The following is a 15,674-nucleotide window of genomic DNA, read 5'->3' as shown; positions in this document are numbered from 1 at the left end:
AACCTCCTTGTAATTGGATCACAAGGAGGTTTTCTGTAAAAAAAATGGTATAAATTATTTTATAGCATATTTAAAGTTTTTGCCAATAAATCTTGCGGCGCCACCTAATTCTTCTTCAATACGTAATAACTGGTTGTACTTTGCAATCCTGTCAGAACGTGAAGCTGAACCTGTTTTAATCTGTCCACAGTTTAAAGCAACAGCAAGATCTGCGATAGTTACATCTTCAGTTTCGCCAGAACGGTGAGACATTACAGAAGTATAACCATTAGTTTGTGCTAATGAAACTGCATTGATGGTTTCAGTTAAAGAACCAATTTGGTTTACTTTTACTAAAATAGAATTTGCAGTATCAGAGTCGATTCCTGTTTGTAGTCTTTTCACATTCGTTACAAACAAATCATCACCAACAAGCTGAACACGGTCACCGATTTTCTCAGTTAACAATTTCCATCCCGCCCAGTCATCTTCGTGCATACCATCTTCAATAGAGATGATTGGATATTTTTCAGTTAAAGAAGTAAGGTATTGAGCTTGCTCCTCGCTGCTGCGGATAGCGCCTTTATCTCCTTCAAATTTAGTGTAATCGTATTTGCCATCTTTATAAAACTCAGAAGCTGCACAGTCAAACGCTAAAGCGATTTGCTTACCTGGAGTATATCCTGCTTTTTCAATTGCTTTTAAGATAGTCTCAACAGCATCTTCAGTACCTTCAAAAGTTGGTGCAAAACCACCTTCATCACCTACAGCTGTAGAAAGACCTCTATCGTGTAAAATAGCTTTTAAGTTATGGAATACTTCAGTTCCCCATCTTAATGCTTCAGAGAATGAAGAAGCACCAACCGGCATAATCATGAACTCCTGGAATGCGATAGGAGCATCAGAGTGAGAACCACCATTAACAATGTTCATCATTGGAATAGGTAGTGTATTTGCATTAACGCCACCGATATAACGATATAACGGTTGACGACTCTCTTGAGCAGCAGCTTTAGCAACAGCTAAAGAAACACCTAGAATTGCATTTGCACCTAGTTTTCCTTTATTTTCTGTTCCATCTAATTTGATTAGTAAGTTATCGATTGCAACTTGCTCAAATACATCCACACCTCTTAATTCAGTAGCAATGATATCATTTACATTGGCAACAGCTTTTAAAACGCCTTTACCCATATATACAGCTTTGTCATTGTCGCGAAGCTCTACTGCCTCGTGAACACCTGTTGAAGCACCTGAAGGTACTGCAGCACGACCAAGAATGCCATTTTCTGTAATTACATCTACTTCAATTGTAGGATTGCCACGGGAGTCAAGTATTTGCCGCGCATGAACATCGATTATTAAACTCATTTTTATCGGTTTTTATTAGTAAAATGGTCTTAGTGTATAAAGTACAATTACTAAGACAATATCCAAAGGTATAATAATTTTTAAATTATAAGCAAAAAAGGGCTGTAATTACTTACGGCCCTTAAGTTTAATGTTTTTATTTATGATTAAGCAGTCTCAGAATCAGCTGCAAAAAATGCTTTATATACTATCCCTGCTAAAATTGCACCTGCAATGGGAGCTACCCAGAATAACCAAAGTTGACCTAAAGCTTCACCACCAACAAAAATTGCCTGACTGGTACTTCTTGCAGGATTAACAGAAGTATTGGTTACAGGGATGCTGATCAGGTGGATTAGGGTTAAGCATAAACCAATTGCCAATCCTGCAAAGCCCTTTGGTGCTCTGCTATCTGTTGAACCTAGTATGACCAATAGAAAAATAAAGGTCATAACCACTTCACATACCAAGGCTGCTACCATGCTGTATTTACCCGGAGAAAGGTCACCGTAACCATTACTGGCAAAACCACCAATGGAACTTCCATTTCCAGTAGCAATCACATATAAAATCCCGGCTGCGACAATACCACCTAAAACCTGCGCTATAATATAGCCAATAAGATCTTTGCTTTCCATCCGACCGGCAATCCAGCAGCCAACTGAAACTGCCGGGTTCAAGTGTGCCCCTGAAATATGTCCGATTGCGTAAGCCATTGTTACGACAGTTAATCCAAATGCCAGGGCAACACCTAAAAAGCCGATACCTGCGTCCGGATAATTACAAGCCAAAACGGCACTTCCGCAACCGCCTAGTACCAACCAAAAGGTACCAATAAATTCTGCTGCTAATTTTTTCATAAGTAGAAAGTTGTTTGTTAGTTATAGGTTGAATTCATTAATTTATATAATGAATTTAACTACAAAAATCTAATTATCCTAATGTGAATATTTAAGCAGTAAAGAATGTTATTCCCACTTAAACACTTTAACAGCAACGGCATAGATGCCAATTCCCCAAATGGTCATAATCAGTATCTGATGTTTTACGTCCCATAAGCCAGCACCCTCAAAAGCAACTTTTCTCATTGCGTCATTCAGGTAGGTTAGAGGTAATGCTCTACTGATAGGTTGTAACCATGATGGAAAAGCATCGATAGAAAAGAAAGTCCCTGATAATAAGAACTGAGGTAAGGTAATAATATTAGAAATGGGAGGGATGGTACTTTCACTTCTGGCAACTCCTGACACGACAAAGCCAAAGCCCATAAAAACTATCAAACCCATAATAGAGAGCAGCAACATATTTAATACTGTTACCGCACCATTGATCAATGTGAATTCAAAAAAGAAATGTCCAAGAAGGATGATAAAAAGCGCACCTAACAATGCAAATCCTATCCTGGCTATTCCTTCGCCGAATACAATGCTGGATCTACGTACTGGTGTTGCAAAAAAGCGTTTAATAACCAGATTCTGACGTAGATTAAAAAATACAAATGCTGTTCCAAATACCCCTGTACTCAACAACGAAAAGCCTAGCTGTCCTGGGAGTATAAAATCTATTGTGCGGTATACACGCCCCTCAACAGTACTTTCGTGTAATTTTGCGATAGCAGGTTCTGTGTTTTGGGTATTGATGGTATAAAGCATATCATGCAGTACAGATTTAAAAATACTTCCTTTGTCGATAGAAGCAGAAGTATACTTAACATCGGCAAGATAGGCAGGTTTGCCTGCCTCATTCCTTTGTACAGATATCACAGCGTCAATTTGCCCTTTTTCTAAACCTGTTTTTATCTCCTCAGGAGTCTTGTCAATTAATACGTGTACAAGGTTGTTGCTTTCCAATGCATTTACAACTGGATTATCCAGGTCTGAGCCAGGCGCAATGGCTACATCGACTTTTACACCTCCACCGCCTAAAAATCCAAATACAAGGATAAAAATCAGGGGAAATGCAAGGGTGAATACCACTGCAGAAGGGCTCCGCATAATGGAACGAAAACTTGCTTTGGCAAGTGCTAGTGTAGCTTTAGTATGATTGTAAGGTTTACTCATGTTTATTTTAATTATCCTCCCGCCATTCTTTACCGGTAAGGTTGATGAAAACATCTTCCAGATTGGCTTTTTTAACTTCCTTTTTTCTTTCAAAACCACTGTTTACCAACTTGTCTATTAAATTGTCAGGTGTATCCAGGGCTATGATTTCTCCACGTTCAACAAATGCCACTCGATCACATAATTGTTCAGCTTCATCCATGTAATGTGTGGTGAGCACAACCGTTGTTCCATTGTTTCTGATATGGATAATCAGATCCCATAAATTGCGACGTGCCTGTGGATCAAGTCCTGTAGTAGGTTCATCAAGAAAGATGATTTTTGGAGAATTGATAAGTGTGGTGGCAATAGAAAAACGTTGCTTTTGTCCACCAGAAAGTGCTTTGTATTTAGCTTTTGCCTTATCCTGAAGGTTTACCTTCTCTAACATTTCCATAGGCTTAATGTCAACCCCATATAAGCCGGAGAACAGTTCCATTAGTTCTACAAGGTTTAAGTTTGGGTAATATCCGGCAGCTTGTAGCTGTACACCTATGATCCTTTTGATTTTATTAGCTTCTTTATCTACAGAAAAACCATCAACAGTGATTTCACCTGAAGTTTTCTCACGCAGGGTTTCAATAATTTCTAAAGTTGTGGTTTTTCCGGCTCCGTTTGGGCCGAGGAGTCCAAAGATTTCATTTTCATACACCTCAAAGCTAATGCCTTGAACTGCGGTGAAATCTTCATATTTTTTTACCAGGTTTTTAACACTGATAATGGCATTTCTATTGTCCATGTTATAAATGTAAGAAGGTTCGGCCAAATAGAAAATGCTATTTTGCCAAACCTCCTAAAATGTCTGTAATATGATATTTTGATCAGGTAAAAAGAATTACCAAGTCAGTTCACCATTAATCATATCGATGAAGTCATCGAACAAGTAACGAGAATCATGTGGGCCTGGAGAAGATTCAGGGTGATATTGAACCGAGAATGCTTTTTTACCTTTTACACGAATACCTTCAATAGATTTATCGTTTAAATTGAGGTGTGTTACTTCTACTTTATCTGATTTTAGAACCTCATCTGGAATTACTCCAAAACCGTGGTTCTGAGAAGTTACTTCGCAATGATTTTTAATGATATTTTTAACAGGGTGGTTTAAACCTCTGTGTCCGTTAAACATTTTCATTGTTCCGATACCATTTGCTTCAGCCAACAACTGGTGCCCTAAACAGATACCGAACATTGGTTTATCCGCAGCTAAAATGCTTTTAACAGTTTCAATTGCATAAGGCATTGCCGAAGGATCGCCAGGGCCGTTTGAAATGAAGTAAGCATCAGCGCCCCATTTTTCCATTTCTTCGAAAGTTGTTTTAGCAGGGAATACCTGTACATAAGCATCTCTCTTTTCAAAGTTGCGTAAGATATTCTTTTTGATTCCAAGATCAAGGGCTGCAACTTTATATTTAGCATCCGGAGAACCGTAGAAGTAAGGAGTTTTTGTAGAAACCTGTGAAGACAATTCCAGACCATCCATTGATGGAACTTCAGCAAGCTTGCTTTTTAACTCTTCAAGATCAGTAATTTCAGAAGAGATAATAGCATTCATTGCACCTTTATTTCTGATGTGACGTACCAATGCACGAGTATCAATATCAGAAATACCGACAATGTTTTCATCCTGAAAATAATCCTGGATAGACTCAGAAGCTTCCTTACGACTAAAACCGATGTTGTAGTTTTTACAAACCAGTCCTGCTATTTTGATACTATCTGATTCGATTTCTTCTCTGTGTATACCATAATTTCCGATATGGGAATTGGTAGTTACCATAATCTGTCCGAAATAAGAAGGATCTGTAAAGACCTCCTGGTATCCTGTCATTCCTGTATTGAAACAGATCTCGCCTGTGGTTGTGCCTATTTTTCCGGCAGCTTTACCATAATATACGGTGCCATCGGCAAGTAACAAGATAGCTGGTAACTTGGTGTAATTAGTCATTGTAGTTATAATCAGAAATAATTGGTGTAAAAAAAGAGAAAAATGAGGATTTGACTACGGTTTTAAACCCGATTACGTTGTTAACAAAAATGCTGTTAAGTAACTCATTCATTTCGGAGTACAAAGGTATGTTTTTACAGTGTTTTATTCAAGATTTTTTTGAGATTTCCTAAAACTATTATAATCTAGGCAGATAATAGCCATCAGAGTGTTTCATACCAAGTATAATATCAATATAATTTTCAATAAAAATCCCTTTACTTACGGATGTAAAGACTAATTTTGCTCAACAAAAAACTATAAAAGTATGTCGGTAAATAAAGAAGTAAAAAGAATCACTACTCATATATTACAGGAGATGAAACAACGTGGAGAAAAAATCTCTATGTTAACTGCATACGATTATTCTATGGCTACGATTCTCGACGATGCAGGTCTGGATGTATTGCTAGTGGGCGATTCAGCTTCTAATGTTATGGCAGGTCATGAAACCACACTACCCATTACATTAGATCAGATGATTTATCATGCACAGTCAGTGGTTAGAGGAGCTTCCCGCTCTTTTGTAGTCGTAGATTTACCTTTTGGTTCATACCAGGGTAATTCTAAAGAAGCCTTAAACTCTGCAATACGTATCATGAAAGAATCTGGTGCACATGGTGTAAAGTTAGAGGGTGGAACAGAAGTAGTTGATTCTATACAACGTATTATAACCGCAGGTATTCCGGTAATGGGGCACCTTGGACTTACCCCTCAATCTATATATAAGTTTGGTACCTATACCGTAAGAGCTAAAGGTGAAGCTGAAGCAGAGAAATTGAGAACCGATGCCCTGGCATTGCAGGAGGCAGGTTGTTTTGCAATAGTACTGGAGAAAATCCCAGCGTCATTAGGTAAAGAAGTTTCGGAGAGTCTACATATTCCTACTATTGGCATTGGTGCTGGTGGCGATTGCGACGGACAGGTTTTGGTTGTAAATGATATGATTGGATTGACAAAAGGATTTAAACCTCGTTTTTTACGTCAGTACCTTGATTTATATGAAGGAATAAAAGAAGCGGCGCAATCTTACATCAGAGATGTTAAAGGCAATGATTTTCCAAATGAAAAGGAGCAATATTAATAATGCCTGTAACAGATAAGGACATACTTTACGAAGATAATCACCTGATTGCCGTGATGAAAAGGGCAGGAGATATTGTACAGGTAGATGAAACTGGTGATGAACCATTGGATGAGCAAGTTAAAAAATACCTTGCAATCAAATATAATAAACCCAATAGTGCATTTCTGGGGGTTGTCCACCGATTGGATAGGCCTGTGAGTGGCGTTATACTATTCGCTAAAACAAGTAAAGCTCTGGAAAGAGTAAATGCATTATTTAAAAACCGGGAGGTTAAAAAGACTTATTGGGCTGTAGTACGTAACAGACCTGCAAAAGCATCTGGAACGTTAGTTCATTGGTTGATTAAAAATCCACAAAAAAATGTAGTAACTCCTTATAATACAGAGGTGCCTGGAAGTCAGCGTTCTGAATTGAGTTACAAGCTTATTGGCGAATTAAATGGTTATTACTTAATTGAGGTAGATCCTTTAACTGGTCGTTCTCATCAGATTAGAGTACAATTATCAACCATGGGCTGTCCGATTGTAGGGGATAATAAATATGGTTATCCTCGCGGTAGCCGTAAAGGCAGTATTTGTTTACATGCCAGAAGACTACAGTTTATTCATCCGGTTAAAAAGGAGCCGGTAAACATATTTGCAAAGCTGCCAGTAGATGGTTTTTGGGAAAAGTTTGAGGGATTTTGATAAATCCCTTTTTAGTTTTAGCTCTTACAAACAAAGAATCTGAGTAATTATGTTTAGTCGCAATTCGTTTTAGTGAATACCATAGCTGGACTAAATTTTAAAGTGGAGCGGTCTTTAAAAACCATTTTACCTCCTTTTTCCATTACTTCTCCATAGCCTTCGTAAATATTACCATCGACTCTTTTTACAAATACAACTTCCCGTATTGATCTCATACCTTCAGAATCAAATGTATATTCAGCAATAATGGTATCACCTTTCATTTCACCAGCAATTGTTCCTGAATTACGATCTTTTTCAAATAAATTGTAATTAAGATTCCCGGTCAGTTCTTCACCTTCTATGTTTATTTTAAGGGAAGCTGTATCCCTGTTTTTAATATATTCATAACAATCACTACTGCTTGTTTTAGGAGTTGAAGCTGTAAAAGTAGTATCACGTGCTATGATCTCGGTAGTGTCACTAGCCACCTTAGATTTGTTTTCATTAGTGCATGAGGCAGCTATCATTCCAATTAGTGCTAATGCGTAGATCGATGATTTCATTTACTAGGTTTTAGGATGAATTTTTATTATTTTTTATCAAATGACAACAAATTACTTAATTATTTGTTTCAAAAACTGAGCTGTAATTGTATTTAATTCAGAAATTATATATATAATTGGTTAGCTGATTCGTCGATTTAACGTATCATTGCTTAGTAAAAAAACTTAAAACGTGGAAAATAGTACCTCACAATCTGATTCTTCAAACCAACTTCCATTTTATAAACGTAAAGCATTTATTTATCTTTCAATAGCTTGTATCGCCTTAATAACTACTGGGATAGCTGCCATGTTTCATAAAAATTATCCTGGTGTAAAACTAAAAGATATAGCTGCAGAGTTGATCAATAATGATGTGCCTCCAGGAGGAAACAGGGCTGTTTTGACGATAGCAAGTGGTAGGACGATTGTTCTAAATGAGGCCGCAGATGGTGATTTAGGAGAAGAATCAGGCTTGATATTCCGTAAAACTGGAAATGGCGAGTTGATGTACGAAGCCAGCCCTGAAGTTACAGGAAATCTAAATGAAGATTTCCATACGATTACGACGCCCAAAGGAGGAACTTATCAAATAACCTTGCCAGATGGGAGTAGGGTATGGCTGAATGCCGGATCAAGACTTACATTCCCGCTAAACCTTGTTCACAACAAGGAAAGGAGAATAGAAATAAGTGGCGAAGCTTATCTTGAAGTAACAAATGGAGCAATGCACCCCTTTCGTGTAAGTACAAACCATCAGTTGATAAAAGTCTTGGGTACGCATTTTAACATCAATAATTATACTGATGATCATATTGCAAAGACAACACTTCTTGAGGGTAGTTTAAAGATGAGAGCATTTGGAAAAGAAGCGACCTCATCAGAAGATGTTATTCTAAAAGCCGGACAACAAGGGATTATAAAACGGGGGGATATAAATATAGTTAGGGCCGATACCGCTGAAGTATTAGCCTGGAAAAATGGGCTGTTTATATTTAAAAATGAACCTTTGGAAAGTATCATGAAAAGTATTTCTCGCTGGTATGATGTAGACGTGGTTTATCAGGATATTGATACCAGTAAAACATTTGATGTAAAGATCTCTCGTTTTGAACATGTATCGAAAGTATTAAGCTTGTTGGAAAAGGCAGGCGGGATACATTTTAAGATGGAACCCGGAAAGATTATAGCAATGAAATAACCTAAAAATACCCCGATGCACGAACAGTTTGAAAAGCTTTTTCGGGAACATTATCAAACGCTGTGTTATTATTCCAATATCGTTATTAAAGATATGGAAGCGGCAGAAGATGTGGTGCAAGATGTTTTTGTTAAATGTTGGACAGCAATTCAGGCTAATACCCTTGAAATTCAGCAAGAACATTATTTATATCGTTCAGTTAAAAATGCCGCCTTGAATTATGTAAAAGCACAAAAGATACGGCAGAATTATGCAGAGAACTATGGGGCTACACATACCGAAGCCGACGCAGGAAGAGATTCATTAGTTGCAGAGGAAACAAGACAGAGGATAATGGATGCTATTGACCAGCTCCCTCCGCAATGTAGAAAAGTGTTTCTACTTTGTGTATTGGAAGATAAAAGCTATAAAGAAGCTGCGGCCCAACTAGACATTTCTATAAATACAGTTAAAACACAAATGACCAAAGCTTTTTCTACCCTTAGACCGCAACTTAAAGATTTAACTTTCCTTGTTTTCTTCCTTTAATTCCTTTGGAAAAAGAATAATATAAAATATTTCAAATAAGCATCACCCTTTTTTTTTGTTGAGTTGTCATGGTAGTATATGGAGCAGATGGATAGCAACAATAAAGCGCGTATAAAGGAACTAATGGTTAGGAGTATAACCTCAGGAATGTTAACTCCTGAGGAGGAGCATGAACTTAACTCCTGGTTAGCTTTAGACTTAAAAAATCAGCAGGAACATGATGATCTTGTTGCAGTAAAAAGGCTATTTGAAAATAAGGGGACAAAAAAACCGGACACTGATGCTGCATGGAGAAAAGTAAAACAACAGCTTGTTGAAGCTCCTGTTCATCTATTAATACCTAAAAAATCATTTTCGTTTCTTAATTATGCGGCATCAATATTATTGGTAGTTGCAGTTGGACTGGTAATTTATACCACTATAATTAAAGATCAAAAGCAGAATCTTACGGCTCAGATTATTCATCCAGGAGGAAATCGGGCAGAACTTGTACTTCCTGATGGAAAGCGGGTGAGCTTGCAGAATAGAGCTACGATTGACATTTCAGGAGGTGAAAATTTACCGGTAGCCACAAATAATGGAAAGATGCTGGTGTATAATACCAATTCCGGGCAAGAAGGTTATCATAAACTTATTGTTCCGGATGGCGGGCAATATGAAATTATTTTACCTGATAAAACTCATGTATGGGTAAATTCAGGATCTGAACTTACTTATAGGGTTGATTTTAGTCATGCAGCTATAAGAGAGGTAAAGCTAACTGGAGAGGCCTACTTTAAAGTAGCAAAAGATAAAAAGCATCCTTTCATAGTTAAGACAGATCACATGGATGTAGAAGCCGTAGGAACAGCATTTAATGTTTTGGCTTATAAAGGAACAGGCTATGCCGAAGCAACTTTGGTAGAAGGTATTGTTAATGTGAGCGATAAGCAGGGGAATAAACAGCGTATGCTTGCCGGTTCAAAAATCAGAATTGGGAGTCAAAAGCCAAGTATATTACCAGCACTTAAACCAACCGCTTTAATCTATAGTGATTACGCATGGAAGGATGGAGTTTTTGTGTTTGATAATATGCCGTTGGAGCAAATAGCAGAAAGGTTTAGCAGGTGGTACAATATAAAAGTTGTATTTACGAATGCTGAGGCAAAAGCATTACGCTTTACGGGGTCAATAGAAAAGAATAACACACTTAATACTTTACTTAAACTTATCGGAACATCAACCAATGTAAAGTTCGAGATCCGAAACGAAACATTGTATATCACGAAATCTTAATACTTAATCAACTAACCTTTAATTTATGAACCAAACTTTTACTAAAAGTAGGCGTATAGAGCGCTTATTAAAACTTGGCAGGTTGTTTTTCCTGCTATACCTCATTTTTATTTGCACACTGCCTGTAAGTGCATTTGCACAGTCGGGGAAATTTACCATTTCAGAGAAACAGATAACTGTTCGCGAACTCTTCAGAATAATGAAAGAGCAACAAAAAGGTTTAGATTTTTTCTATAGCAATGATGAATTCAATGCAGCTAAGAAAATTGATATTAATGTATCAAATGCTACACTTGATGAGTTGATGAAAATTATTCTTGCCAATAAGTATACTTATGAGCTTATAGATAATCATTTGGTGATTAAGCCAAGGGTTAATAACCTAAAGGTGCAAAAAGATGCTGATCCTCATAATATAGGCGGTATTGTTACAGATAAAGATGGACGAGGAATTCCAGGGGTAGTGGTAAAAGCAAAACTTGCTAAGACAATTTCAGCTACAGACATAAATGGTAAGTATGTAATACATGTGCATGATAATGATGTGTTGGAATTCACCTATGTTGGTTTTGAAAAGCAAGAACTCAATGTTAATGGAAAATCCAGGTTAGATGTCTCTTTAAAAGAAGATGTAGCTTTTTTAAATGAGGTAGTGGTAACTGGATATCAAAGTTTGCAACGTAAAAATACAACGGGGGCATATTCGGGATTAAATTTAAAGGACATTGAACAGCGAAATAATGTAACGCTAGATCGTTTACTGGAAGGAACGATACCGGGATTAAGTGTGTATAAGGGAGTAAATGGTGCAAATGATTTACAGATTAGAGGAGGTAGCTCATTGCGCTCAGGAACTCAACCCCTTTTTATTATTGATGGTTTTGCCAGTACCATCCAGCCTGATATTAATGAAATTGAAAATATAACAGTACTAAAAGATGCTGCAGCTGCGGCTATTTGGGGTTCGCAAGCAGCAAATGGAGTCATCGTCATCACCACAAAAAAAGGAAAACAGGGTAAAATACAGGTTAATTATTCAGGAAATACAAGAATTACCAATAGGCCTGATTATGGCCAATTGAGACGTGCTGATGCACCTGCAATAATTGACTACCAAAAGGAACAATATGATAAGTTTTATATCATGGCTCCCATTTTTGATGGAAGTCCTTCTGGATATTCTCAATCTATTGGAATTTTTAATGATTTTGATCGTAAAGACATCACTTTAGAGGAAAGAGATGATCGCTTAGCAAAGCTTGCTGGTTTATCTAACAGAGATCAGATTGACAATCTATTGTTACGCCCAAGTGTAAGCCAAAGTCACTTCTTCTCTTTGTCTGGTGGTTCTGATAAAATCCAAAGCTTCTTATCTGGGAACTATAAATCAGATAAATCTGGATTTAAGGGGAATGACGCAGATGCATTTACCATCAGTAATAGAAATACCTATAATGTAACTGATTTTTTAAGCCTTCGTACAGATCTTTCTGCCACTTATACCTCTAGAAAATCTGGTTATTCAGGTATAGAGTCTGCAACCCGTAGCTTATTGCCATACCAAATGCTATTGGATGAAGGAGGGAATTACGTTTATGATTATTCGGATTTTAATAAGATTGAAAATGACCGGCTTATGGGGTTAGGGTATTTGGATAATGGATTCAATTTATTGGAGGAGAACAACATCGCTAATAATAAAACTTCCGGCTGGGGTTTAAAAACAAGAGTTGGAGCAGATTGGAAGATTGTTAAGGGTTTAAGTTTATCGAATGACTTTATATATGAAAAAACAACATCGGACAATAAGAATTTGAAAAATAAGAATAGTTTTTATGTACGTGATCTGGTCAATTACATGAGTTCTACTGATGAACAAGGGGATCTAGTTAATGACAATATACCATACGGTGATATTTTGGATTTAGGTACTGCAAATTATAAAAACTATGCCTTCCGTAATCAACTTAATTATTCAAATACATTTAAAGGAAAGCATTATTTGAATGTGATTGGAGGTTTTGATTTACGAAAAACGGTATCACAGACTAGTCTGGTGAGACAATTGGGATATAATGACGATCTACTAACTTCTCGGAATATTGATGCGGCTAAACTAGCTTCAGATGGAATAATATGGTGGTATGATGATCAAAAGCATAACTATTATGCAGATTCTTATAACGCTTTTACTTTTGTAGATAACCGGGAATATTCTTTCTATTCTACTCTAGCTTATACTTTTGATGATCGTTATACTCTCAGTGGAAGCTATAGAACTGATCATTCTAACTTATTTGGAGCTGATCCTAAGTTTAGAAAAACGCCATTGTGGTCTGTTGGCGGACAATGGAATATTAGTAATGAAGAATTTTTTAAATCAGAATTGTTTTCAAACCTGGGTTTGCGGATGACTTACGGTTTAACAGGGAACTTTGATCGAAACACTCAATCTACCACATTTTTGGTTGCAAGAAGATTTTTTAATAATGTTATAAATGATAATGTAGCTCGTTTAGATACACCTCCAAATCCTAAATTAAGGTGGGAACGCTCTAGAACCTTTAACTTAGGTACTGATATAGGCATGTTGAAGGGACGTATATCAATTTCATTGGATTATTACAGAAAGTATAGCTATGATTTACTAGGAAGTCAGGATCTTGACCCGACAGTTGGAATGACCAGTGCAAGTGTTAATGCTGCTAACATGGTTAATCAGGGGATCGAATTGGCATTAAAAGCAGACATCATCAGAACACCTGACTTTAGTTGGATTAGTAATTTGAACCTGGGATACAATAAAAATAAGGTAACTTTTAATAGGATTACTGATGCCAATCCCGCAATTAACCGCCCTAATGGAACAGTTCCTTTTCTAGAAGGTTATGCCCGTGAGTCTGTTTGGAGTTATAAATGGGCTGGTTTAGATCATGAGGGACGTCCTCAGGTGTATGATGCTGATGGTAATAAAATTTATGAGCCTGTTGAAGGCTCATTGATCTACAGTGGAACAGCAAGACCTAAATTAACAGGAGGTTGGAGCAACACTTTTAAGTACAAAGGCTTTGATGCCATGGCATTTCTGGTATTTAATTATGGACATGTGGTACGTCGTGAAATGCCTGATATGTATGGGTATGATTGGAGTGGTGCTTATAATAATCAAATTGCTCAACGCTGGCGTAAAGCCGGGGATGAGTTGATTACAGATATCCCCGCAATTCCTGAAATGCAATATTTAAGTGATTATTATGGTAGAGCTGCAACTAGATCCACCAATAGTATCATTGACGCTTCATTCATACGTTTACGAGAAGTGCAATTTGGATATAGTTTTAATAGTAACTTGTTAAAATCCACACCATTTAAATCAATTAGAATCGTGGCACAAATGAACAATCTGTATTTGTTTAAAAAGAATAAATACGGGATTGATCCTGAAGCAGTAATTGGTACAGATTCAAGATCGAGGGTCGCATCCATATATGCATTGCCTGAGCCAGTTACCACCACATTTGGAATTAATATAGGTCTTTAATTATTTCAATTTAAAAATGAAAACATCAATATACATAAAGATTAAAAGATATAGTTTTCTTTTATTTTTTGCTGCAACTACATTTTCTAGCTGTGAGAAATTTCTGGAGGTAACACCAAAAGGAAAATTCATTCCTAAATTTATTCAGGACTATGAAGAACTCTCTTCTAATCCTTCTTATTCCAGTAATAGTAATGCAATGCTAGAAAGATTATCTGATAATATTTTTCTTAGGGATGATAGGATTAAAACTTCATTAACGCAGGCGACTACTAAAGCCTACCAATGGATGCCGGAGTTTTATTTATCTACAGAAACTGATAGTGGCTGGGATCCTATGTACAATAATATTTTTAATGCAAATATCATTATTGAGAACGTAACAAAACTGGATGATGGTACTGAAAAACAACGTAAAGAGGTTTTAGGTGATGCGTATTTTAACCGTGCTTATGCCTACTGGTGTCTGGTGAATTTGTATGCAAAAGATTATAATGCAGGAAAAGCAGATACAGATTTGGGTGTTCCACTGATTACGGTTGCAGATCTGGAAGCAAAACCTACAAGAGCAACTGTTGCTGCGGTATATGAATTGATTTTGCAAGATTTATTGAAAGCTAAAGATCAATTACCTGATGAAGCCAAGAATGTCTATAGAAATGACAAAACAGCTGCATTTGCACTATTGGCAAGAGTCTATCAAAGCATGGATAATTTTCCCGGAGCAAAAAAATATGCCAATATGGCTTTAGCATTAAAAAGTACTTTGTTAGATTATAATACGCTAAAATTTAAAGATCCTTTAAAACCACTTGCAGGCATAAATGGCAAGCCTCTAAATCACCAGCATCCAGAAATGATTTCACTTAAAACTACTGGTTTTGCAAACATTTTAAGAGATCATTCTATTTCTCCTGAATTTTTGAATCTACTTGGTACTAAAGATTTACGTTATGTATTTGGCTTTACTACATTGGATAGGAATGGAAAACCTAACCCTGATATTTATCCACTATATATTCCTTCAGACCTTAATTTTAATATTGGTGTTCCTGAGATGATGTTGATCTCTGCAGAGTCTGAAGCTCGTGCTGGTCAGATTGCTCCAGCACTTAAATTATTGAATGATTTAAGAAAGAAGAGGTTTACAGAAGATGATTATGCAGATTTGACAGCATCTACATCGGATGAGGCGTTAAAATTAGTGATTGAAGAACGTAGAAGAGAACTATTTGGTAAAGGCTTGCGTTGGTTTGATATGCGAAGATTAGATAGTGATAGTCGTTTTAGACGTACTTATACCCGTGATAATACCGCTGCATCTTATAAGCTGGAAGTTGGTTCTAATATTTTTGTACAACAAATTCCGGGAAATGTAATGAAAATCAATCCGGGAATTCTTCCAAATCCAAGGTAA

At 36.7% G+C, this 15,674-nt stretch carries 13 protein-coding genes; 7 read left to right on the top strand and 6 right to left on the bottom strand.

Annotated elements, in window-relative coordinates; genetic code table 11:
- Window positions 1-54: 54 nt before the first annotated feature.
- The 5 genes from eno to carA form a co-directional block, all read right to left on the bottom strand.
- Window positions 55-1,350, bottom strand: a complete 1,296-nt coding sequence (gene eno, locus WC623_RS01360) for a phosphopyruvate hydratase (protein WP_372847735.1) — start codon at window positions 1,348-1,350, stop codon at window positions 55-57.
- A gap of 146 nt (window positions 1,351-1,496) precedes the next feature.
- Entirely contained in the window at window positions 1,497-2,189 is a 693-nt protein-coding gene (aqpZ, locus tag WC623_RS01355) for an aquaporin Z (RefSeq protein ID WP_372847734.1), read from the bottom strand.
- A gap of 108 nt (window positions 2,190-2,297) precedes the next feature.
- Window positions 2,298-3,389 (bottom strand): ABC transporter permease, encoded by a 1,092-nt coding sequence (locus WC623_RS01350; RefSeq protein WP_372847733.1) that lies wholly within the window; start codon window positions 3,387-3,389, stop codon window positions 2,298-2,300.
- Window positions 3,390-3,396: 7 nt separating this feature from the next.
- Window positions 3,397-4,167 carry an ABC transporter ATP-binding protein gene (locus WC623_RS01345; RefSeq protein WP_372847732.1) on the bottom strand — a complete coding sequence of 257 codons (771 nt, stop codon included), beginning with the start codon at window positions 4,165-4,167 and terminating at the stop codon, window positions 3,397-3,399.
- Between the two features lie 96 nt (window positions 4,168-4,263).
- Window positions 4,264-5,376: a glutamine-hydrolyzing carbamoyl-phosphate synthase small subunit gene (gene carA, locus WC623_RS01340; RefSeq protein WP_372847731.1), complete on the bottom strand. Its 1,113-nt coding sequence runs from the start codon at window positions 5,374-5,376 to the stop codon at window positions 4,264-4,266.
- 307 nt (window positions 5,377-5,683) lie between these two features.
- On the opposite strand from carA, the gene panB reads away from it, so the two are divergent.
- Both panB and WC623_RS01330 read left to right on the top strand, forming a co-directional pair.
- The gene (gene panB / locus WC623_RS01335) at window positions 5,684-6,499 is read left to right on the top strand and encodes a 3-methyl-2-oxobutanoate hydroxymethyltransferase (protein WP_372847730.1); all 816 of its coding nucleotides are present in this window, start codon (window positions 5,684-5,686) and stop codon (window positions 6,497-6,499) included.
- A gap of 2 nt (window positions 6,500-6,501) precedes the next feature.
- Window positions 6,502-7,188: an RluA family pseudouridine synthase gene (locus tag WC623_RS01330; protein WP_349784435.1), complete on the top strand. Its 687-nt coding sequence runs from the start codon at window positions 6,502-6,504 to the stop codon at window positions 7,186-7,188.
- A gap of 53 nt (window positions 7,189-7,241) precedes the next feature.
- On the opposite strand, the gene WC623_RS01325 is transcribed toward WC623_RS01330, so the two are convergent.
- Window positions 7,242-7,733, bottom strand: coding sequence for a hypothetical protein (locus WC623_RS01325; RefSeq protein WP_372847729.1), 492 nt, complete (start codon window positions 7,731-7,733; stop codon window positions 7,242-7,244).
- A 172-nt stretch (window positions 7,734-7,905) separates the two neighbouring features.
- Between WC623_RS01325 and WC623_RS01320 the strand changes: the two genes are divergently transcribed.
- From WC623_RS01320 to WC623_RS01300, 5 genes are all read left to right on the top strand, one after another.
- The gene (locus WC623_RS01320; RefSeq protein WP_372847728.1) at window positions 7,906-8,913 is read left to right on the top strand and encodes a FecR family protein; all 1,008 of its coding nucleotides are present in this window, start codon (window positions 7,906-7,908) and stop codon (window positions 8,911-8,913) included.
- A 15-nt stretch (window positions 8,914-8,928) separates the two neighbouring features.
- Window positions 8,929-9,441 carry an RNA polymerase sigma-70 factor gene (locus WC623_RS01315; RefSeq protein WP_372847727.1) on the top strand — a complete coding sequence of 171 codons (513 nt, stop codon included), beginning with the start codon at window positions 8,929-8,931 and terminating at the stop codon, window positions 9,439-9,441.
- Between the two features lie 87 nt (window positions 9,442-9,528).
- Complete coding sequence (locus WC623_RS01310) at window positions 9,529-10,716, top strand: FecR family protein (RefSeq protein ID WP_372847726.1); 1,188 nt, start codon at window positions 9,529-9,531, stop codon at window positions 10,714-10,716.
- Window positions 10,717-10,741: 25 nt separating this feature from the next.
- On the top strand, window positions 10,742-14,257 hold the full coding sequence (locus tag WC623_RS01305) for a SusC/RagA family TonB-linked outer membrane protein (RefSeq protein WP_372847725.1): 3,516 nt from the start codon (window positions 10,742-10,744) through the stop codon (window positions 14,255-14,257).
- Between the two features lie 16 nt (window positions 14,258-14,273).
- Window positions 14,274-15,674 (top strand): RagB/SusD family nutrient uptake outer membrane protein, encoded by a 1,401-nt coding sequence (locus WC623_RS01300; protein WP_372847724.1) that lies wholly within the window; start codon window positions 14,274-14,276, stop codon window positions 15,672-15,674.

The organism is Pedobacter sp. (assembly GCF_041645105.1).
In the GTDB taxonomy this organism is placed as follows: domain Bacteria; phylum Bacteroidota; class Bacteroidia; order Sphingobacteriales; family Sphingobacteriaceae; genus Pedobacter.
This window is presented reverse-complemented; position numbering and strand designations above follow the sequence as displayed.

What these genes read in the sequence shown, in the direction of transcription:
- eno (WP_372847735.1), bottom strand. Translation starts at nt 1,350, where the DNA reads ATGAGTTTAATAATCGATGTTCATGCGCGGCAAATACTTGACTCCCGT.
- aqpZ (WP_372847734.1), bottom strand. Translation starts at nt 2,189, where the DNA reads ATGAAAAAATTAGCAGCAGAATTTATTGGTACCTTTTGGTTGGTACTA.
- WC623_RS01350 (WP_372847733.1), bottom strand. Translation starts at nt 3,389, where the DNA reads ATGAGTAAACCTTACAATCATACTAAAGCTACACTAGCACTTGCCAAA.
- WC623_RS01345 (WP_372847732.1), bottom strand. Translation starts at nt 4,167, where the DNA reads ATGGACAATAGAAATGCCATTATCAGTGTTAAAAACCTGGTAAAAAAA.
- carA (WP_372847731.1), bottom strand. Translation starts at nt 5,376, where the DNA reads ATGACTAATTACACCAAGTTACCAGCTATCTTGTTACTTGCCGATGGC.
- panB (WP_372847730.1), top strand. Translation starts at nt 5,684, where the DNA reads ATGTCGGTAAATAAAGAAGTAAAAAGAATCACTACTCATATATTACAG.
- WC623_RS01330 (WP_349784435.1), top strand. Translation starts at nt 6,502, where the DNA reads ATGCCTGTAACAGATAAGGACATACTTTACGAAGATAATCACCTGATT.
- WC623_RS01325 (WP_372847729.1), bottom strand. Translation starts at nt 7,733, where the DNA reads ATGAAATCATCGATCTACGCATTAGCACTAATTGGAATGATAGCTGCC.
- WC623_RS01315 (WP_372847727.1), top strand. Translation starts at nt 8,929, where the DNA reads ATGCACGAACAGTTTGAAAAGCTTTTTCGGGAACATTATCAAACGCTG.
- WC623_RS01310 (WP_372847726.1), top strand. Translation starts at nt 9,529, where the DNA reads ATGGATAGCAACAATAAAGCGCGTATAAAGGAACTAATGGTTAGGAGT.
- WC623_RS01305 (WP_372847725.1), top strand. Translation starts at nt 10,742, where the DNA reads ATGAACCAAACTTTTACTAAAAGTAGGCGTATAGAGCGCTTATTAAAA.
- WC623_RS01300 (WP_372847724.1), top strand. Translation starts at nt 14,274, where the DNA reads ATGAAAACATCAATATACATAAAGATTAAAAGATATAGTTTTCTTTTA.